16 protein-coding genes, 3 tRNA genes and 1 pseudogene are annotated in these 18,743 nt (G+C 69.3%); 5 read left to right on the plus strand and 15 right to left on the minus strand.

Going from position 1 to position 18,743, the window contains the following annotated elements; genetic code table 11:
• Positions 1-67: 67 nt before the first annotated feature.
• On the minus strand, positions 68-973 hold the full coding sequence (locus tag ABD172_RS14170; protein ID WP_344310690.1) for an aldo/keto reductase: 906 nt from the start codon (positions 971-973) through the stop codon (positions 68-70).
• A gap of 90 nt (positions 974-1,063) precedes the next feature.
• Between ABD172_RS14170 and ABD172_RS14175 the strand changes: the two genes are divergently transcribed.
• Positions 1,064-1,888: an undecaprenyl-diphosphate phosphatase gene (locus ABD172_RS14175; protein WP_344310692.1), complete on the plus strand. Its 825-nt coding sequence runs from the start codon at positions 1,064-1,066 to the stop codon at positions 1,886-1,888.
• A 33-nt stretch (positions 1,889-1,921) separates the two neighbouring features.
• On the opposite strand, the gene ABD172_RS14180 is transcribed toward ABD172_RS14175, so the two are convergent.
• Positions 1,922-2,602 carry a histidine phosphatase family protein gene (locus tag ABD172_RS14180; RefSeq protein WP_344310694.1) on the minus strand — a complete coding sequence of 227 codons (681 nt, stop codon included), beginning with the start codon at positions 2,600-2,602 and terminating at the stop codon, positions 1,922-1,924.
• 189 nt (positions 2,603-2,791) lie between these two features.
• Here ABD172_RS14180 and ABD172_RS14185 point away from each other — a divergent pair, with 189 nt between their 5' ends.
• Together ABD172_RS14185 and ABD172_RS14190 are read left to right on the plus strand one after the other, a co-directional pair.
• Positions 2,792-2,995, plus strand: a complete 204-nt coding sequence (locus ABD172_RS14185) for a DUF5703 family protein (protein WP_344310696.1) — start codon at positions 2,792-2,794, stop codon at positions 2,993-2,995.
• Positions 2,995-3,954: a DMT family transporter gene (locus ABD172_RS14190; protein ID WP_344310699.1), complete on the plus strand. Its 960-nt coding sequence runs from the start codon at positions 2,995-2,997 to the stop codon at positions 3,952-3,954. The genes ABD172_RS14185 and ABD172_RS14190 overlap by 1 nt, the downstream gene beginning before the upstream one ends.
• 184 nt (positions 3,955-4,138) lie before the next feature.
• Here the strand turns inward: ABD172_RS14190 and ABD172_RS14195 are convergent, their stop codons facing one another.
• The 5 genes and pseudogenes from ABD172_RS14195 to ABD172_RS15340 all read right to left on the minus strand — a co-directional run.
• Entirely contained in the window at positions 4,139-5,464 is a 1,326-nt protein-coding gene (locus ABD172_RS14195) for a M20/M25/M40 family metallo-hydrolase (RefSeq protein ID WP_344310700.1), read from the minus strand.
• 111 nt (positions 5,465-5,575) lie between these two features.
• Complete coding sequence (locus ABD172_RS14200; RefSeq protein ID WP_344310702.1) at positions 5,576-6,925, minus strand: M20/M25/M40 family metallo-hydrolase; 1,350 nt, start codon at positions 6,923-6,925, stop codon at positions 5,576-5,578.
• Positions 6,926-7,153: 228 nt separating this feature from the next.
• Positions 7,154-7,456 carry an ABC transporter permease gene (locus ABD172_RS14205; RefSeq protein ID WP_344310704.1) on the minus strand — a complete coding sequence of 101 codons (303 nt, stop codon included), beginning with the start codon at positions 7,454-7,456 and terminating at the stop codon, positions 7,154-7,156.
• A complete protein-coding gene (locus ABD172_RS14210) occupies positions 7,435-7,800 on the minus strand; it encodes an ABC transporter permease (protein WP_344310706.1) in 366 nt (121 codons plus the stop codon). Before ABD172_RS14210 ends, ABD172_RS14205 begins: the two co-directional genes overlap by 22 nt.
• A gap of 121 nt (positions 7,801-7,921) precedes the next feature.
• A pseudogene (locus ABD172_RS15340) lies at positions 7,922-8,329 on the minus strand (ATP-binding cassette domain-containing protein); the annotation flags it as partial.
• 143 nt (positions 8,330-8,472) lie between these two features.
• Here ABD172_RS15340 and ABD172_RS14220 point away from each other — a divergent pair.
• Entirely contained in the window at positions 8,473-9,759 is a 1,287-nt protein-coding gene (locus tag ABD172_RS14220) for an NAD-dependent epimerase/dehydratase family protein (protein ID WP_344310710.1), read from the plus strand.
• Positions 9,760-9,766: 7 nt separating this feature from the next.
• Positions 9,767-10,954 (plus strand): glycosyltransferase family 4 protein, encoded by a 1,188-nt coding sequence (locus ABD172_RS14225; protein WP_344310711.1) that lies wholly within the window; start codon positions 9,767-9,769, stop codon positions 10,952-10,954.
• Positions 10,955-10,957: 3 nt separating this feature from the next.
• Here the strand turns inward: ABD172_RS14225 and ABD172_RS14230 are convergent, their stop codons facing one another.
• The 8 genes from ABD172_RS14230 to ABD172_RS14265 all read right to left on the minus strand — a co-directional run bounded on the left by ABD172_RS14230 (position 10,958) and on the right by ABD172_RS14265 (position 18,664).
• Positions 10,958-11,572: a hypothetical protein gene (locus ABD172_RS14230; RefSeq protein WP_344310713.1), complete on the minus strand. Its 615-nt coding sequence runs from the start codon at positions 11,570-11,572 to the stop codon at positions 10,958-10,960.
• 61 nt (positions 11,573-11,633) lie between these two features.
• Positions 11,634-12,944 (minus strand): LCP family protein, encoded by a 1,311-nt coding sequence (locus tag ABD172_RS14235; RefSeq protein WP_344310715.1) that lies wholly within the window; start codon positions 12,942-12,944, stop codon positions 11,634-11,636.
• Between the two features lie 910 nt (positions 12,945-13,854).
• Positions 13,855-13,941: transfer RNA gene (locus ABD172_RS14240), tRNA-Leu, on the minus strand.
• A gap of 217 nt (positions 13,942-14,158) precedes the next feature.
• Positions 14,159-14,245 (minus strand) — tRNA-Leu (locus ABD172_RS14245).
• Positions 14,246-14,852: 607 nt separating this feature from the next.
• A tRNA-Leu gene (locus tag ABD172_RS14250) sits at positions 14,853-14,939 on the minus strand.
• Between the two features lie 133 nt (positions 14,940-15,072).
• Positions 15,073-15,993: a MaoC/PaaZ C-terminal domain-containing protein gene (locus ABD172_RS14255; RefSeq protein WP_344310833.1), complete on the minus strand. Its 921-nt coding sequence runs from the start codon at positions 15,991-15,993 to the stop codon at positions 15,073-15,075.
• Positions 15,993-17,381, minus strand: coding sequence for a 3-oxoacyl-ACP reductase (locus ABD172_RS14260; protein WP_344310717.1), 1,389 nt, complete (start codon positions 17,379-17,381; stop codon positions 15,993-15,995). Before ABD172_RS14260 ends, ABD172_RS14255 begins: the two co-directional genes overlap by 1 nt.
• Complete coding sequence (locus tag ABD172_RS14265; RefSeq protein ID WP_344310719.1) at positions 17,381-18,664, minus strand: acetyl-CoA C-acetyltransferase; 1,284 nt, start codon at positions 18,662-18,664, stop codon at positions 17,381-17,383. Before ABD172_RS14265 ends, ABD172_RS14260 begins: the two co-directional genes overlap by 1 nt.
• Positions 18,665-18,743: the final 79 nt, after the last annotated feature.

The following is an 18,743-nucleotide window of genomic DNA, read 5'->3' on the forward strand; positions in this document are numbered from 1 at the left end:
CCGTTCGGAAGGAACGGGGCCCGCAGTGTGTCCCGAGAGCAGTGTCTCCCGAGTGCGTCGTCCGGTCTCAGCGCATCGCGAGGCGCAGTGGCTCGGAGATCTGGTCGAGGGCCTCGCGGATCTCGGGCTCGAGAACGAGTGCACTGCGGAGGATCTCCTCCAGTTGTGTGGACGTCCGCGGGGCGACGAGCGAGGAGGCGACGGGCAGGGAGCGGTTCCATGCGAGGGCCACGTCGAGCGGGGTGACGCCGAGGCCGGTCGCGGCCTTGACAACCCCGTTGACGACGGATCGCGCGACAGGGCCGAGGTAGTCCTCGAGAGCGGAGGTTCCCCGGCCGGCGTCGTTCGCCGCGCGCGAGTCCGCCGGGGTACGGCTCGCGTACTTCCCGGTGAGCACTCCGTGGCCGAGGGCGGCGCCGGCGATGACCCCGATCCCGAGGTACTCGGCCGCCTCGACGAGGTCCTCGGACCCACGTGCGAGGAGTGACCACTCGGTGAGAACGGCCGTCACGGGCAACCCGGCGCCGGCGGCGCACGCGAGCTGCCAGGCGTTCGCTCCCGCGACGGCGACATGGACGACGTCCCCACGCGTGAGGAGCGTGTCGAGAGCAGAAGCGGTCTCCTCGAGCGGAGTCACCGGGTCGAACCCGTCGAGCACGAGGAGGTCGATCGCCTCGCGGCCCGTGCGGGTGAGGAGATCGCGGGTCTGTCCGAGCAGTGCGGCACGCCCGAGGCCCGCGTGGCCTCCGACACGTGCACAGACCGTGAGGCCGGCGGGTACCGAGAGTTCACCGAGGACGTCCGCGGCCGGGAGGTGCGCGGGCGGCAGTTCGAGCAGCGAGCCGCCGGATCCCGTGTACACGCCGAGCATCGTGGCAGCCTCCTCGGCGGAGACCCGGGTGCCCCATTCAAGAGCCCCCAGTCCGATGTCCGCGACCTCGAGACCTGATGAACCGACCCTTCTCGTCTGCATACCTGTGAAGGTTACCGGTTGTGCGCCGTTATCCTTGCAGGCGGTCTGCACCCGACCGACGTACTCCCCCACCAACGAACGGAGCACCACATGGATTGGCTCGTCGCCGCGGTCCTCGGCATCGTGCAGGGACTCACCGAGTTCCTCCCGATCTCCTCGTCCGCACATCTGCGGATCGTCGGGGACTGGATCAACGGCGGCGAGGACCCGGGTGCGTTCTACACCGCCATCGTGCAGATCGGCACGGAGACCGCGGTCATCGTGTACTTCTGGCGCGACATCGTGAATATCGTGACGAAGTGGTTCAAGGCCCTCGTCGGGAAACACGATCGGAAGGACCCCGAGGTGCGCCTCGGCTGGCTCATCATCCTCGGCTCGATCCCGATCGCCGTCCTCGGACTCCTCTTCGAGGAGCAGATCGAGACGACGTTCCGGTCGCTGTGGATCGTCGCGACGATGCTCATCGTCTTCGGCATCCTCCTCGGACTCGCCGACCGGCTCAGCCGCCGGCAGTTCGAGCTCACCGACATGACGTGGCGCCAGGGCATCCTCTACGGCCTCGCCCAGGCGCTCGCGCTCGTCCCCGGCGTGTCCCGCTCGGGCGGCACCATCACCGCCGGTCGTCTCATGGGCTTCACCCGCGAGGCCGCGGCCCGGTACTCCTTCCTCCTCGCGATCCCGGCCGTCATGGCCTCGGGGTTCTACGGGGCGTTCAAGAGCATCGGCGAACCGATGGTGCTCGGCTGGGGCCCGACGATCCTCTCGACCGTCATCGCCTTCGGCGTCGGCCTCGCGGTCATCGTCTGGTTCCTCAGGTTCGTCTCGACGAAATCGTTCATGCCCTTCGTCTGGTACCGGATCGGCCTCGGCGTGCTCCTCTACGTGCTGCTCGGCACGGGCGTGCTCGCTGCCTGAGTTCCGGACTGCTGAGCCCCGGACTCCCGAGCGTCAGACTCCCCCGCCGAGCGTGCCCGCCTCACCCGTGCGGGCGCCTCGGGGGGTGGGAGCGGTCACCGACATCGCGGTGACGGTCGGTGCTCCCGTCCCCGGGCCCGGCGACGGGTAGACGATCTGGCTGAAGGACCCGGGGGCGACCGCGATCCGCTGGAAGTCGTCGAGCGGCATCCCGAGGGCGTCCGCGAGGACCGCTTTGATGATGTCCCCGTGGGCGACGACGACGCCGACGGGCGCCTCGGCACCGGAGTCCTGCAGGTCGGCGACGAACGCGCGTACGCCCGCCACTGCGCGGGCGGCCGCATCCGCGAGGCGCTCCCCGTCGGGGAACGCGACCTGAGAGGGACGTTGCTGGACGATCTCCCATTCCGGGAGCTTCGCGAGTTCGGGGATCGTGCGGCCCGACCACCGGCCGTAGTCGACCTCGAGGAACTCGGGGGCCTCCGTGATCCGCGCCGCCGTGATGCCCTCGAGGAGTTCCCCCGTGGTCTGGGCGCAGCGTTCGAGGGGCGAGTACCGCAGCTCCGTCACCTCACGGCAGGGGAACACCCCACCGAGGCCACGCGCCTGGGTCCGACCGGCCTCGGTGAGGACGACTCCCGGGGTGCGCCCCGCAAGAACGCCGCCGACGTTGGCCGTGCTCTCCCCGTGCCGCACGAGGACGATGATCACCATGGGGCCAGACTACTGGGGCGCACAGGAGATTGCCGCAGCGTCCGCAGTGCCTCCGCTCCACCTACTGTCCGCATGACCGCGATGAGGCCCGGTCCGACGTGCACGGTGATAACCTGCCGCCACCGCAGCACCGTGATCCCTGCAGTATTGAGAACCGTGCAGCACCGCGACGCCACAAACGGAGAGACCGTGAAACGCACCCGCCCCCACATCGAGTACGAGTTCCGGACCGTCCGGTTCGGCAAGGAGACCTCGCGTTCGGAGTCCCGCAGACTCCTCACCGAGGAGGCCGAGTACGGCCGGTGGGAACTCGCACGCACCCGGATCGGGATGGGCGGTACCCGCACCGTCTGGCTCCGTCGGCAGATCGTCCGCGTGGCGCGGACCGCCTGATGGAATCCTCTTCCACTCCCCCTCGGACCTTCGCACTCCATGCCGGACTCACCGTCCTCATCGGCTGCACGATGGCCTTCCAGGGGCTGTCGAACGGCGGCCTCAGCCCGGTCATCGGGCACGGCGTCTACGCCGCGACGATCTCCTTCCTCGGCGGTTTCCTCGTCATCGCGCTCATCGCCCTCAGCACCCCCAACAACCGTCGGACCACCGCCAACGTCTGGCGCCTCGGTCGCTCCGGTGAGTTCCCGTGGTGGATGATGCTCGGCGGGCTCGCGGGCGCCTCCGTCGTGATCTCGCAGTCCCTCACCGTCCCGCTCTTCGGAGTCGCGGTCTTCACGATGTCGTTCATCTGCGGGCAGCTCGTCGGCGGGCTCGCGGTCGACGCGACGCGCCTGGCCCCCGGTGGCCGCAAACCGCTCACGCCCGGCCGGATCCTCGGCACCCTCGTCGTCATGGGAGGCGTGTCCGTGTCCGCATGGGGTGTCCTCGTCCAGGGCATCGAGTGGTGGGCCCCGCTGCTGCCGGCGTGTGCGGGCATGTTCACGGCGCTCCAGCAGGCCTTCAACGGTCGGCTGCGGATCGCCGCCGGCTCGACCGTCGCCTCCACGTTCACGAACTTCCTCACCGGTTCCGTCTTCCTCCTCGGCGCGAGCACGGTCGTGTACCTTCTCGGCACCCCGATCACCGGCTTCCCCGACCTCCCCGGTCAGGGGTGGATGCTCCTCGGCGGCCTCTACGGCCTGCTCTTCATCGGGTACTCGGCGATGGCGGTCGGCAAGCTCGGCGTGCTCCTCATGAGCCTCTTCAGCCTCCTCGGCAACCTCCTCGGATCGCTCGTCATCGACCTCACGATCGCCGAGGCCGCCGCCGACGTCACGTGGACGACCTACCTCTCCATGGCGATCGTCGTCGCCGGAGTCCTCGTCACGAGTCTCTTCGGCAACCGCAGGCGCTGACGCGGATCGGGCCGGATCGGCCCGAAGGACACTGTCCTGTGCGTCCGGGAGTGGAGGGGCAGAACGCAGCCGAGGCGCCGCGCAGGTGAGGAGATCTCCTCACCCGAGCAGCGCCTCGGCGGTGGTGCTGAGCGTGGGGGCCGGCCCGTGAAGTGGGTGACCCCTCAGGCCTCGACCGTGAAGCTCAGGCCTCGAGCATGAAGCGGCCGAGCACGCGACACCCGAACTCGAGTGCGGAGACGGGTACCCGTTCGTCGACTCCGTGGAACATCGCCGGGAAGTCGAGGTCGCTCGTGAGCTTGAGCGGGGCGAAACCGTAGCCGTTGATCCCGAGGTTCGCGAGAGACTTGTTGTCGGTGCCGCCCGAGAGCGTGTACGGCAGGACGCGCGCCTCGGGGTCCTCGGCGAGGAGCGAGGACTCCATGACGTCGTAGAGCGCTCCCTCCATGGGCGCCTCGAGGGCGAGGAGCTCGATCTCCTTGACGATGTCGACGTCCGGACCGGCGAGTTCCTCGATCGTGCGGAGGAGTTCCTCGTGCTCCCCCGGCAGGGTGCGGCAGTCGATGATCGCCTCGGCAGCGCCGGGGATGACGTTCTGCTTGTACCCGGCGCTCAGGAGCGAGGGGTTCGAGGTGTTCGTGAGGGTCGCGGCGACGAACTTCGAGGCCGAGCCGAGCTCGAGCAGCAGCTCACCGTAGGTCTCCGCGGTGAACGGGATGCCCGTCATCTCGGAGACGCCCTCGAGGAGCACCTGGGTCGCCTTCGGCATGCGGACCGGCCACTCGTGCGTCCCGATCTTCGCGACCGCCTCGGCGAGTTTCGTCACCGGGTTGTCGCGATTGATCTGCGAACCGTGGCCCGCCGTGCCCTTCGCGATGAGCCGCAGCCACGCCATGCCCTTCTCCGCGGTCTGGAGGAGGTAGACGCGCTGTCCGCGGATCTCCGCCGAGTAGCCTCCGACCTCGGACACGGCCTCGGTGGCGCCGGCGAAGAGCTCGGGGTGGTTGTCGACCATCCACTTCGAGCCGTAGACGGAACCGGCCTCCTCGTCGGCGAACATCGCGACGATGATGTCGCGGCGCGGGCGCAGGCCCTCGCGGAGCATCGTCCGCACGCACGCGATGATCATCGCGTCCATGTCCTTCATGTCGACGGCGCCGCGGCCCCAGACGAGGCCGTCCCGGAGTTCGCCGGCGAAGGGGTCGACCGACCACTCGGAGGCGTCGGCCGGGACGACGTCCGTGTGGCCGTGGACGACGAGGGCGCCGGCGGTGGGATCCGTGCCGGGGATGCGGGCGACGAGGTTCGCGCGGCCCGGTGCGGACTCGTGGATGACGGACTCGAGGCCGACCTCCGCGAACAGACCGGCGATGTAGTCGGCGGCCGGTCGCTCCGGGTTGGCCTTGCCGTCACCCCAGTTCTGGGTGTCGAAGCGAATGAGCTCGCGGCAGATGTCGACGACCTCCGCCTCTGCCGAGGCGAAGAGGTGGGCGGTGCCGTCCTGAGTCATGCGGGGAACTCCGTTCTGCGGCCGCCGGGTGTGCCGCCGGCCGCGGTGGGGATGTGTGTGACCCGGTGATTCTCTCACCCTCGGGGCGATGGGGTCGCCGGTGGAGCATGCTCATGCCTCGAGCAGGAACCGCCCGAGCACCTTCGTGCCGAATTCGATCGCCGAGGCCGGGACGCGTTCGTCGACGCCGTGGAACATCGCCGGGAAGTCGAGGTCGTTCGTGAGCCGCAACGGGGCGAATCCGTAGCCCTCGATCCCGAGGAGTGCGAGGGACTTGTTGTCCGTGCCCCCGGAGAGCGTGTACGGCAGCACCTTCGCGGTGGGTTCCTCGGCGAGGAGCGAGTCGACCATCGTGTCCCACAGGCGCCCTTCCATCGGCGCCTCGAGGGCATCGCGGTTCAGCCGGACGACGACCTCGGCGTCATCACCGCAGAGTTCCCGGAGGGTGGCGACGAGCTCGTCCGCCTGGCCCGGCAGGGTTCGGCAGTCGATGACCGCCTCCGCGGTACCGGGGATGACGTTCTGCTTGTAGCCGGCCATGAGCTGGGTCGGATTGGAGGTATTCACGAAGGTCGCGCCGACGAACTTCCGGACGGAACCGAGTTCGTCGAGCAGGACCGGGTAGTTCTCCTCGGCGAACGGGATGCCGGTGAGGTCCGCGACACCGCGCAGGAGTTCGAGGGTGGCGAGCGGAGGGCGCTGCGGCCACTCGTGGTTCCCGATCCGGGCGACCGCCCGCGCGAGCTTCGTCACCGGATTGTCCCGGTTGATCTGCGAGCCGTGGCCGGCCGTACCGGTGGCGCGGAGGGTGATCCCGACGCCGCCCTTCTCAGCGGTCTGGACGAGGTACACGCGCTGTCCGCGCACATCGGCGGAGTAGCCGCCGACCTCGGAGATCGCCTCGGTCGCCCCTGCGAAGAGTTCCGGGTGGTTCTCGACCATCCACCGGGCGCCGAAGGTGCCACCGTTCTCCTCGTCGGAGAACATCGCGACGACGAGGTCGCGCCGCGGACGCAGCCCTTCGCGCACGATCTGCCGGACGGCCGCGATGATCATCGCGTCCATGTCCTTCATGTCGACCGCACCGCGGCCCCAGACGAGGCCGTCCCGGAGTTCGCCGGAGAACGGATCGACGGACCACTCGGAGGCGTCGGCCGGCACGACGTCCGTGTGGCCGTGGACGACGAGGGCGCCGGCACTCGGGTCCGTCCCCGGAATGCGTGCCACGAGGCTCGCGCGGCCCGGGGCGGCCTCGTGGATGACGGACTCGAGGCCGACCTCCGCGAACAGACCGGCGATGTACTCGGCCGCGGGACGCTCGGGGTTCGCCTTCCCGTTGCCCCAGTTCTGGGTGTCGAACCGGATGAGTTCCCGGCAGATGTCGACGGCCTCGCGGGAGGCGGCGTCGAACCGGGAGGAGACGGCGCCTGCGGTGGCCGGGGTGGGGATCTCGGTGGTCATGCGGGAATTCCTGCTTCCTCGGGTGGGGAACCCGGACGGAGGACTCGTGAGGGGATGATTCCGAGTCTAGGAACCGTACATGTCCTCCGTGTTGCATCCTCGCCTCCGTGTTCCCTGTCAGGTGGGGAATCCCGGGTCGGGAATCCCGGGTCGGGAATCGCCGCAGCTGTGCTCGGGAGGTGAAGAACGTCCGACTCCCCCACACGAGGACGAGGTACGCACTCGCACTCACCGCGCCCAGCTGGCCGAGGAGGACGACGATCTGGTGGAGGATCGCGTGCACGGGTTCTGCCCGGCGAGGATCCGGCCGGACATCATCCCCGGCAGGATGACGATGCCGGTCCCGAGCATGCTGCTGATCGTCGGGAGGATCGCGCTCTCGAACGCCGAGGCGACGACCGGCCGGCAGGCGAGTGCGGGTGTCGCACCGAGCGCGAGCGCGTCCTCGATCTCGGCGGTGCGCTGCGTCATCCCGTCGACCAGCCCCTTCACCGCGACACCGAGTCCCGTCATCGCCGCGCCGATGAGCATTCCGCCGAGGGGGGGACGGCGAAACGCGGGTCGAACCACGGTTCCGGGCGGAGGACCACGAGGAGGAACCAGCCGGTGCTCGTGAGGGTACCGAGCGTGAGCCCCGCAGCGACGATCCGCCGGAGGGCCCGGGTCGTCCGTCCCCGGAATCTGCCGAGCACCGTGGTGATCGCGAAGACGACCATGAGCGCGAGAACACCCAGGGTGACGAGCGGATGCGGCCGGTCGAACACGAACCCGAGGACGTGTCCGACGAGGACGAGCTGTGCGGTCATCCGCAGGCACGCCCGGACCATCTCGCCCGTCCGACAGACGCGCAGGCACAGCATCACTGCGGCGCTCACGAGGACGATGACGCTCGCGGACCCGGGCGAGAACGAGCCGGGCTGTGTCCGCGTCGAGAGCCGCGGTGGGCTCGTCGAGGAGGAGCACCTCGGGCCCGAGGAGCAGCACACGCGCGAGCGCGAGGCGCTGCTGTTGTCCGCCGGACAACAGTGCGGCGTCGGCGGAGGTCTCGACCTCGAGACCGAGCGCGGAGCACCGGGCGCGGACCGCCTCGGCGGTGGGAGGGGCCGTGCCACGCAGGCGGTGGCCGACTCCCGCGTTCTCGAGGACGGTCCCGGGGCGGATCACGGGGTGCTGCGGAAGAAGCGTCACGCGCCGTCGATGGTCGACCGGGTCGCGGTCCCGCAGGGGTCTTCCGCGGAAGAGGAGGTCGCCGCCGTCCGGCTCCCGTAGGGCGGCGAGCACGCGCAGCAGTGTCGGTTTGTCGACGCCCGAGGCACCGAGCACGGCTGTGATCCCGGTGGGGACGTCGAGGTGCGCGATCGGCGGAATCCCCGGGACACGGACGTCACGGAGTGAGACGAGCACGCACGTGATCCTAGGAGGATTCCCTGCCGTTCACCTCGTGTTCGTCGGCCCGCCTCGGTGCCGAACGCGGGGTGGGTCGAAAACCGATAGGCTTCCGGGAGTCCTGTTACCGATCACACCACCTGTACTTCGAGGAGAACCGAGTGAAGACCATCGTCTTCGGCGGGGACGGCTTCTGCGGCTGGCCCACTGCACTGCACCTGTCCGCGCTGGGCCACGACGTCCTCATCGTCGACAACCTGTCGCGCCGTGCGATCGACGAGGAGCTCGGAGCACAGTCCCTCACGCCGATCCGCCCGATCGACGAGCGCATCACCGCGTGGGAGGAACTCACCGGGCGGACGATCGGTTTCCGGAACATCGACGTCGCACAGGACTACGAGAGCCTTGTCGACCTCCTCGACGAGTACCGGCCGGACAACATGGTGCACTTCGCCGAGCAGCGGGCCGCCCCGTACTCGATGAAGGACGCCTCCCACAAGCGGTACACCGTCGACAACAACGTGAACGCGACCCACAACGTGCTCGCCGCGATCGTCGAGAGCGGGCAGGACATCCACCTCGCCCACCTCGGCACGATGGGCGTCTACGGGTACGGCACCGCGGGCATGAAGATTCCCGAGGGATACCTCGACGTGCAGGTCATGGCGCACGAGGACGCCGAGGGCAATCCGACCTCGCCGCACCCCATCGACCAGCAGATCCTCTACCCCTCGAACCCCGGCTCCGTCTACCACATGACGAAGGTCCTCGATCAGCACCTCTTCGCGTTCTACGCGAAGAACGACAAGCTGCGGATCACCGATCTCCACCAGGGCATCATCTGGGGCACGAACACCCAGGAGACGAAGCAGGACGAGCGCCTCGTCAACCGGTTCGACTACGACGGCGACTACGGTACGGTGCTCAACCGCTTCCTCATGCAGGCGGCCGTCGGGTACCCGCTCACGGTGCACGGCACCGGCGGACAGACCCGTGCGTTCATCCACATCCAGGACATGGTCCGCTGCGTGCAGATCGCCCTCGAGAACCCGCCGGCGGCCGGTGACCGGGTGAAGATCTTCAACCAGATGACGGAGACGCACCGGGTGCGCGACCTCGCCGAGCTCATCTGCCGGATCACCGGTGCGACGATGGAGCTCGTGCCGAACCCGCGCCAGGAGTCCGCGGAGAACGAGCTGCACGTCGAGAACAAGACGTTCCTCGACCTCGGCCTCAACCCGACGACGCTCTCCGAGGGCCTCCTCCTCGAGGTCGAGGAGACCGCCGAGCGCTACCGCGACCGTGCGGACCTCACGAAGATCCCGAGCCGCTCGCTGTGGACGAAGAACCAGGCCGCGGGTGTGCCGAAGGAGTTCGCGGCGCCGGAGGACGCGGCTGCCTCGGACGAGACGGCACCGTCGGAGGAGTCGGCGGCCACGGCCCGCTGAACCCACGATGAGGATCGCGCTCTTCACGGAGACCTTCCTGCCGAAGATCGACGGCGTCGTGACCCGCCTCATGGGCACGCTCGACCAGCTCGCCGAGCTCGGTCACGAGGCCGTCGTCTTCGCCCCCGGGAATCCGCCGGCGCGGTATGCGGGCCACCTGGTCCAGCGGGTCCGCGCGGTGTCGTTCAAACCGTGGTACCCCGAGCTCAAGGTCGGGATGCCGACCCCGCGGATCGCGCAGACGATGGAACGGTTCCACCCGCACGTCGTCCATGCGGTGAACCCGGTGTGGCTCGCGGCTTACGGTGCACTTTCCTCGGCCCGCCGTGATCTGCCGATGCTCGCGTCCTTCCACACGGACGTCCCCGAGTACACGCAGCGCCTCGGCCTCGACTTCATCACGAACACGACGACCTCGTGGATACGGACGATGCACAACCTCGCCGAGGTCAACCTCTGCACCTCGCCGCAGATGGTCGAGAAGGCGGAGGGCCTCGGGATCCGCAACGTCGCGCTGTGGCCGAAGGTCGTCGACACCGCCCGCTACCGACCGGAGAACCGTTCGGAGGCGATGCGGGCGAAGCTCACCGATGGACATCCGGAGGACCGGCTCCTCGTGTACGTCGGACGGATGTCGAAGGAGAAGGACCTCTCCGTCCTCCGCTCCGTCATCGACCGCGCACCGGCGGGCACCCGCCTGGCGATGGTGGGGTCGGGACCCCACATCGAGGAACTGCGCGCCGAGTTCGCGGGGACGAACACCGTCTTCACCGGCTACATGAGCGGCGCCGAACTCGACGCCGCGTACGCGAGTGCCGATGTGTTCGTGTTCCCCTCGACGACCGAGACCCTCGGTCTCGTCGCACTCGAGTCGATGGCTTCGGGCGTCCCGGTCGTCGGTGCGCGCGCCGGAGGGATCCCCTTCGCGGTCCCCGAGGACGTCGGAGGGCTCCTCGCCGCGCCGCACGACCCGGTCGACTTCTCCCGACAGGTGAACCGTCTGCTCGAGGACGAGTCCCTCCGTGCACGTCTGGCCGAGGGCGGTCTGGCGGATGTCCAGCAGTACGGGTGGCGCGCGTCGACCGAACGCCTCGTCGAGCACTACGAGCGCACGATCGATCTGCACTGGCGCGACCACGTCGAGCCGCGGTGGCGCATCAAGACGCTCGGTCGGCCGATGCCGCGGGCGGTCTAGGGTTCACTCCGGTCGGCCGGCGTCCTTCGCCGCCTCCCACGATCCGAAGTGGTTCCGCACGGCGGCCGGGGACGGCAGCGCCTCCCCCTCCTCCCGGCGGACCTTCACCCAGTCGGAGAACGCCGTGAACGACTCCCCCGCCGCCGAGGCGCCCGTCGGATCGGAGAAGAACCCCACCATGGTGCCCCGGTAGTCGTCCGCGGAGAACCGGCCCGCGCCTCGGGCCCGGCCCACGCTCGCCCGCGTGCCGGGGTACCCGGCCGCAGTCATCGCATCGTTCCAGTAGCCGCCGCCGAGGACCTTCCGAACGGTCTGGCTGGTCGGGGGCCAGGCGCGCGAAGCGGGCTGGGACGTCCCCGTCGCGGCGGCGAGGTCGGCGAGAAGCGTCGCCCGACCGGAGTCGTAGGCGGCGGCACTCAGGGGTTTCGCCGTCCCGGACCGGACCGCGGCCAGGGCTCCTGCGAGTGCCGTGAGCACCTCGCGTCCCGCGTCCGCCGGAATCGCCGCCCGGAGATCGGGAGGCACGGACGAGGCGGGGCCGCTCAGACCGTGCACGGTCGCGTAGACGGCATGAACGGCAGCGGTGACGGACTCGGGGCTGAAAGCAGGGGCGGCCATGCCTCCTCACCCTAGTCGTTCGCTCCCCTCCCGGCCGTGCGGACGAGGCGCGACGGAATGCTCACCCGTCGAGGTTGCCGTCGGAGAAGTCCTCGAAGACGGCTTTCACCCCGTCGTCGTTCACGAGGATCGACTGGCCGTCGCTGCTCGTGCCGTACGGCGCATCTGGCACGTCGTGGCCGACCTGCGCGAGGTCGACGCGGTAGGTCCACGCGGCGAAGGTGAGCATGTCCTCGGCGGACACGTTCGTCTCCACGTGCGGATCGACGAGCGAGAGGGAGTCGACGAGTCCGGTCGGTCCCTTCCCGAGGGCGGCTCCGGCGAATCCCAGTAACGCGATCCCCTGATGGAAACTCCGGTCGAAGTCGCCCCCGGAGAGCGTCTTGCGCTCGCGGACGTACATGAGGGCCGTGTCCGGATCGAGGGTCGACTCGCCCTCGGAGACCTCCTTCACCGTCTTCGGGGAATCGACCGGCAGGCCACCGGCGTCCTCGACGATCGCCTTGAAACCCTCGAATCCGGTGAGCACGTACCCGTCGAACTCGATGCCCGTGGCATTCGTCACCGCCTGCTGCTGGCCCTCCGGCCCGTCGAAGACGAGCGCGGCGTTGAGCTTCGCCTCCCGCCCGGACTCGAGGGGGACCCAGAGGTCGCGCGGGATCCCGACAACGGCAGCACCGCCCTCGCCGTCGACGCCCACCATCTGGATGGCATCGGCTCGGGTGTTCGTGATGCTCTCCCCCTCCTTCTCACGGGCGTCGGCACCCACGAACAGGAGGTGACGGGCGCCCTCCCCCAGCGCGGGTTCGTCGAGCCCGAGGCCCGGCCACCAGCCGCCGACGACGGTCCATTCCGCCGGGACGGTCGTGTCCTCGGAGTCCTCGCCGTCATCCTCTCCATCTCCGGCGGTCTCGGGGGCAGCCGGCCCGACGGCCAGCGTGACGTCCTCCCCCGTGGTGAGAACGGCGATCTGTGTGCCGTTCCATGTTCCTGTCGCGCCGTCGACGGTGATGCTGCCGGCTCGGGTCGTGCGGGCCTCGGCGGCATCCGCCACGGCGTCCCCGTGTGCGACGTCCTCGCCCCGGTACCAGCCCTCGACGAGCGCACCGAGGTCGGCGTCCTCGAACCCGGTCGTCACGGTCGGGAGTTCGGCGACAGTCGTCGTCTCGGCGAACACGGGTTCGGGAGTGCCGGTGTCATCGGCTCCCCCGGAACAACCGGCGACGAGCGCGAGGGCGAGAACGGACGCGGTCGGCGCGAAGGCACGGCGGAAACGCGAGGCTCGTGGCGATGGGGAGAGAGCGTGCGGGGTGGTCGCAGGACCGGAATGCGTCTGCCGCAGGTCGGCTCGGCGGTCATGAGGAGAGGTCATGAGGCCATCATTCCAGATGTGTGATGCAGCTCTCCCGAGTGCGGCGGTTCGGATGATGACGAGGGCGGAACAGCCGGGCGCAGCAGCGGGAAAGCAGCGGGAAGGCCCCGGGGAGCGGTGGGTTGATGCTCGAAATATGTGTACAGGATAGGCCTCTTGCCCAGTAACCCGTAAGGCGAAACCCTCGTGAACATGCCCGGTCAGCATGTTCGGTGCCAGATCCTCGACATCAGCCCCGCCATGATGGACGTGCCGCCGCGCCGGACGTAGTCCCTCGCACCACCGGAACTCCCGCGGTTCCCACGAGGTACACGCCGAGCTCGACTGTGCACCACGACAGCGGCTTCGACGGCTCGACGCTGCTTCGACCACCTCAGGTCGCAATCGGGTGCGGTTGCCGCTGGTCGGATCGCGATCGATGGTGGGGTTTCCGCGAGGTCGCTCAGTCGATCGCGATCCGAACCGCACAGTCACAGCCGATCGCGATCTCGCTGCACGGACCGGCTCATCCCGGGACGATGATTGCGAAGACAGGCCGGTCCGGGCCGCCGGGTGCACTATCCCGCAGTTACGTGTGCACTCTGGCACGATCCAGCCGCCTGAAATCGTGCCGGAGTGCGCACCTGATCCCGGAACCGTGCGAAAGTGCGCAGCTGATTCCCTCCGCCGACGCTCACATGGGGGAACGATGCAGAATCCGGTCGGGAAGACGAGCCACGGGAGCCGGCCAGGCTGGGGCGGACGATGACGGTGACACACCCGGGCGGTACGCACATTTTGGGTATTAACCCGGTATTCACCCGGATCGGCCGAGCCGGCTATCGGGAATGCAGAAGGCCCCGGTCTTTCGACCGGGGCCTTCTCGTCGCTTCCGACTGCGCGTCCTCAGACGGTGCGTCCTGCGACACTGTGCGCGAGGGGGGACTTGAACCCCCACGTCCTATATGTGGACACTAGCACCTCAAGCTAGCGCGTCTACCTATTCCGCCACCCGCGCGGGCAACACGAATAATCTACACGCGCGGGTGAACGGCCAGCAAATCGAGGACGGGTGATCTGCGCCACGCGGCAGAACCGGGGTGCGCCGGCGTCACCGCGCTGCCGGATTCACGAAGCCGGAGCCCGTTCGCCCTCCCGGCGTCCACGACGACTGCCGTCGGGGAAACGACGAAGTCCCGGGACATCGGGCTCGATGTCTCGGGACTTCTCCATTGTGCGCGAGGGGGGACTTGAACCCCCACGTCCGATATGTGGACACTAGCACCTCAAGCTAGCGCGTCTACCTATTCCGCCACCCGCGCGGGCAACAGGAACTATTCCACCAGGTCAGAAGGATGATTGCCAAATCGGGCGGGCGTGATGTGCGCCACTGCGGGAGAAGCGCCGTGCACTCCCCTGTTTCACGAACCGGACGGGGGCGACAACCTCGAGGTGCGTCGACTGCGCGACCGATGCGACGAAGAACGTGAAGCCACCTCGCCGCGCGACCGGCCTCTGCAATCGGCGTCGAGTGTGCGATCGACTGCGGGCACCGACCTTCGTTTCGCGATCGAATGCGGTCGTCGACCTTCATGTCGCGATCGACGGCTGGGTTTCGGCGAGATCGCGCATTCGAGTGCGACCTGAACGCCACAGCGGCAGGGAATCGCGATCTCGACGCGAAGGCCGGAACCTGAGGAGGGTTGGTCGCCCGAGGCACGAGGCGCGCCGGCGGGAACGCGGCCGCAGACGGTGGACGGCCGGACCGTGCACACGATGTGGCCTTCAACCCCGATTTGGCCTTTACCCCGGATTCACCCGGAGCAGCAGAGTCGGACACCGGAAATGCAGAAGGCCCCGGTCTTTCGACCGGGGCCTTCTCGTCGCTTCCGACGTGAACCGTTTCCGACTCTTCGTCCTGCGACACTGTGCGCGAGGGGGGACTTGAACCCCCACGTCCGATATGTGGACACTAGCACCTCAAGCTAGCGCGTCTACCTATTCCGCCACCCGCGCGGGCAACGGAGTAGACACTATCCCGACCCGCAGTGCGTTCACAAATCGAGACGGGCACTTCCGGTGAAGTGTGGTGACGCTCACGTGCGGTTCGTCCCTGTACTTTCACCCCTGCACGTTCATCCCCGCACGTTCACCCCTGTGCGGGCGTGATCCTCCCTCGCACGTGCGGCTTGCCGGACTTCGGGTTCCAGATCTCGTAGGCCACGGGTGCTTCGGCGTTCTCGCTGCCCGGTCCCGAACCGTTCGACGCAGCGGCATCCGCGGTGACATCCGCAGCGTGATCCGCCGGGACGACCGCATACGCGACCTTCCCCGGCAACAGCACCGGCTTCGCGAACTGCACGTCCCAGGTGAAGGCGTCCGCCCGCACGCCGGCCGCCTCGAAGCCGCGCGCGGCGGTGAGCATGCCGTGCGCGATCGTCCGGGGGAACCCGAACGCCTTCGCGGCGAGCGGATTGAGGTGGATCGGGTTGTAGTCGCCGGACACCCGTGCGTACCGCGGCCCGATCTCCGGCGTGAGTCTCCACAACGCCTGGACCTCGGGCGCGACGAACTCCGCGCGTTCCTCGGGCAGCGCCGGTGCGACACCGGGCAGGGTCGTCCCCTTCGCGAGGTACGTCGACACCTCACGGAACACGACCTCGCCGTCCACCGTGCCACTCACGAGCACCTGCACCGTCGTACCCCGCGGGTGCGCGTGCGGGCGACCGAGTTGCACCGCGACCGTCACCGACTCCCCCACGCGAACCGCGCGCAGGGCGGTGAACCCGTTGGCGATGTGCACCATGCCGAGGACCGAGAGCGGGAACCCCGGGTCGGTCATGAGGCGCATGCTCTCGGGGAAGCCGAGCACGTGGAGGTACGCGGGAGGGACGACGTCCTGGACCCGCCCGCCGACGACCCGTTGGAACCCGGCGACCGCCTCGGCGTCGAGGACGTGCGTCCGTTCGATGACCCGTGACGGCATGTGGGGGGAGCTCTTCTTCCGGCCCGGGACCGCGCCGAGCAGCGCGCGCAGGTAGACGGGCCCCATCGAACCACTCGCGTTCATCACGCCCCCACCATGTTCTGTCCGCACACGCGGAGCGTCGTGCCGTTGATGCCGGCGGCGCCCTCGGAGGCGAGAAACGCGATCGCCTCGGCGACGTCCTGGGGCAGCCCGCCCTGCTGGAGGCTCGACAGTCGACGAGCGACCTGGCGCGTGAGCACCGGCATCTTCGCGGTCATGTCCGTCTCGATGAATCCCGGGGCGACGGCGTTGATCGTGCCCCCGCGAGCCGCGAACTCCTCGGCCGCCGAGGCGACCATGCCGATGATCCCCGCCTTGGACGCCGCATAGTTCGTCTGCCCGCGGTTCCCGGCGATGCCCGAGGTCGAGGCGAGCGAGATCACATGGGGCGCCTCGCCCCAGGCTCCTGCCTCCGTGAGCCCGGCGTTCATCGCCAACTGCGCCTGCAGGTTCACGCCCAGGACCGACGCCCAGCGTGCCTCGTCCATGTTCGCGAGCATCTTGTCGCGCGTGATCCCGGCGTTGTGGACGAGCACGTCGATCGGCTTCTTCACGCGTGCGGCGATGACGGCGGCCGCGTCCGCCCGGGTGATGTCGAGCTGGATCGACACTCCCCCGAGGCGGTTCATCGTCCGTGCGAGCGCCTCACCTGCCGCGGGCACGTCGACGCCGTACACCTCGGCACCGTCACGGACGAGGGTCTCCGCGATCGAGGCGCCGATGCCGCGGGCTGCGCCCGTCACCACCGCGACCCTGCCGGCAAGAGGCCCGGCGGTCCCCGTCGCCGCGAAGGCCGTACGGGTCACCGGCGAACCGGCGTCCCCGGAGACGGTGAGGAACTGGCCGGAGACGTACGCCGACTTCGCGGAGAGGAGGAACCACAGAGCGGCCGCCACCGAGGGTGCGCTCGGGGCGACCCCGTCGAGGACGATGCCGTTCGCGGTCGAGCCCTTGCGCATCTCGTGGGCGAGGGAGCGGACGATCCCGGTGACTGCGCGGCGGGTGGCATTCGCGGCCACGGAGGCTCCGTCCTCCTCCGCGTCGGACAGCGTGACGACCCGCCCGCACGTCGCGAGCGCCCGCAGTGCACTGCCGATCGCGAGCGAGGTTCCTTCGAGTTCACCCGGGTCCGAGAGCCCGTCGAAACCGGCGACGATCGCCGAGAACCGCGTGCTGGCGCCGGGCTGCCGGTGCACGTCGCAGCCCTCGTCGAGGAGGAGCTCCGCCACGAACTCGGCGCCGGGGGTCGAGCCGAGCACGAGGACCGGGTCCGTGAGGAACCCACCGTGCGGATCCTCTGCGTCGAAACGGCGAAGCGGAACGGGCGCCGGCAGGCCGAGGGACTTCGTGATCCGCCCGAGCGGCCCATTCACGAGGGAGAGGTAGGCATCGGAGTTCTTCGCCGCGTGGTTCTTCGGGAAGTTGCTCATCACACCGCCTCCACGATCGCAGCGAGACCCTGTCCACCGGCCGCGCAGATCGACACGAGTGCGCGCTTCTTCCCCGTCTCCTCGAGGTGCTTCGCGACCGAGGCGATGATCCGCCCGCCCGTCGCGGCGAAGGGGTGACCGGCCGCGAGCGAGGAACCGAGCGGGTTGAGCTTCTCCCGGTCGATCGAACCGAGCGCGCCGGGCAGCCCGAGTTTCGTCCGGCAGAACTCCTCCGACTCCCACGCGGCGAGGTGCGTGAGGACCGTCGCGGCGAACGCCTCGTGGATCTCGTAGACGTCGAAGTCCTGGAGCGTGAGTCCGTTCCGGGCGAGCAGACGGGGCACCGCGTACGCCGGTGCCATGAGGAGCCCCTCGGCGCCGTGGACGAAGTCGACGGCGGCCGCCTCGGCGTCGACGAGCTTCGCCAGCGGTGCGTGACCGTGTTCGGCTGCCCACGCCTCGGACGCGAGGAGCACGGTCGAGGCACCGTCGGTGAGCGGCGTCGAGTTGCCGGCGGTCATCGTCGGCTCCGCCTTGAGCCCGAGACCGAACACCGGCTTCAGCCCGCCGAGGGTCTCCACCGTCGAGTCGGGCCGGAGGTTCGTGTCGCGGGTGACGCCGAGGAACGGGGTGACGAGGTCGTCGAAGAACCCGGAGTCCCAGGCCGCGGCGAGGCGCTGGTGGGAGGCGGCCGCGAGGGCGTCCTGATCGGCGCGGCTGATGCCCCACTGGGCGGTCGTGACGGCCTGGTGCTCGCCCATCGAGAGCCCGGTGCGGGCCTCGGAGGTGTTCGGCGCCTGCGGCGCGAGGTCGGTCGGGCGGATCCGGGAGAGTGCTGTGAGCTTCTGCGGGACGGTCTTCGCCCGCATGAGCCCGAGGAGCGCCTCGCGCAGGCCCTCGCTCACGACGATCGGTGCGTCCGAGGCGGAATCGGTGCCACCGGCGATGCCCACCTCGATCTGCCCGAGGCGGATCTTCTGGGAGATCTGGACGACGGCCTCGAGTCCGGTCGCGCAGGCCTGGCCGAGGTCGTAGGCCGGGGTCTGCGGGGACAGTGCCGAACCGAGCACGGCCTCGCGGGTGAGGTTGAGGTCCTTCGTGTGACGGAGCACGGCACCGGCCGCCACCTCGCCGAGGCGCTCCCCGGCGAGCCCGAAACGGGCCACGAGCCCGTCGAGCGCGCTCGTGAGCATGTCCTGCGCGGACGCCCGCGCGTACTGCTTGTTCGAGCGGGCGAAGGGAATGCGATTGCCGCCGAGGATCACAGCTGTTCGATCGGTCATGGGGTCTCCAGACATCGGTGTGAGGAAAGGGTGAGCGAGGACGTGGGTGCACGAACGGTTCTCCGCTACCGACCGTACC

It is taken from the genome of Brevibacterium samyangense (assembly GCF_039529845.1).
Taxonomy (GTDB): Bacteria; Actinomycetota; Actinomycetes; order Actinomycetales; family Brevibacteriaceae; genus Brevibacterium; species Brevibacterium samyangense.

Excerpts from the sequence above, each read along its gene's own strand:
- ABD172_RS14190 (WP_344310699.1), top strand. The coding sequence starts at position 2,995 with ATGGAATCCTCTTCCACTCCCCCTCGGACCTTCGCACTCCATGCCGGA.
- ABD172_RS14255 (WP_344310833.1), bottom strand. The coding sequence starts at position 15,993 with ATGAACGCGAGTGGTTCGATGGGGCCCGTCTACCTGCGCGCGCTGCTC.
- ABD172_RS14175 (WP_344310692.1), top strand. The coding sequence starts at position 1,064 with ATGGATTGGCTCGTCGCCGCGGTCCTCGGCATCGTGCAGGGACTCACC.
- ABD172_RS14195 (WP_344310700.1), bottom strand. The coding sequence starts at position 5,464 with ATGACTCAGGACGGCACCGCCCACCTCTTCGCCTCGGCAGAGGCGGAG.
- ABD172_RS14265 (WP_344310719.1), bottom strand. The coding sequence starts at position 18,664 with ATGACCGATCGAACAGCTGTGATCCTCGGCGGCAATCGCATTCCCTTC.
- ABD172_RS14180 (WP_344310694.1), bottom strand. The coding sequence starts at position 2,602 with ATGGTGATCATCGTCCTCGTGCGGCACGGGGAGAGCACGGCCAACGTC.
- ABD172_RS14170 (WP_344310690.1), bottom strand. The coding sequence starts at position 973 with ATGCAGACGAGAAGGGTCGGTTCATCAGGTCTCGAGGTCGCGGACATC.
- ABD172_RS14225 (WP_344310711.1), top strand. The coding sequence starts at position 9,767 with ATGAGGATCGCGCTCTTCACGGAGACCTTCCTGCCGAAGATCGACGGC.
- ABD172_RS14200 (WP_344310702.1), bottom strand. The coding sequence starts at position 6,925 with ATGACCACCGAGATCCCCACCCCGGCCACCGCAGGCGCCGTCTCCTCC.
- ABD172_RS14230 (WP_344310713.1), bottom strand. The coding sequence starts at position 11,572 with ATGGCCGCCCCTGCTTTCAGCCCCGAGTCCGTCACCGCTGCCGTTCAT.
- ABD172_RS14205 (WP_344310704.1), bottom strand. The coding sequence starts at position 7,456 with ATGCTCATCGGCGCGGCGATGACGGGACTCGGTGTCGCGGTGAAGGGG.
- ABD172_RS14235 (WP_344310715.1), bottom strand. The coding sequence starts at position 12,944 with ATGACCTCTCCTCATGACCGCCGAGCCGACCTGCGGCAGACGCATTCC.
- ABD172_RS14260 (WP_344310717.1), bottom strand. The coding sequence starts at position 17,381 with ATGAGCAACTTCCCGAAGAACCACGCGGCGAAGAACTCCGATGCCTAC.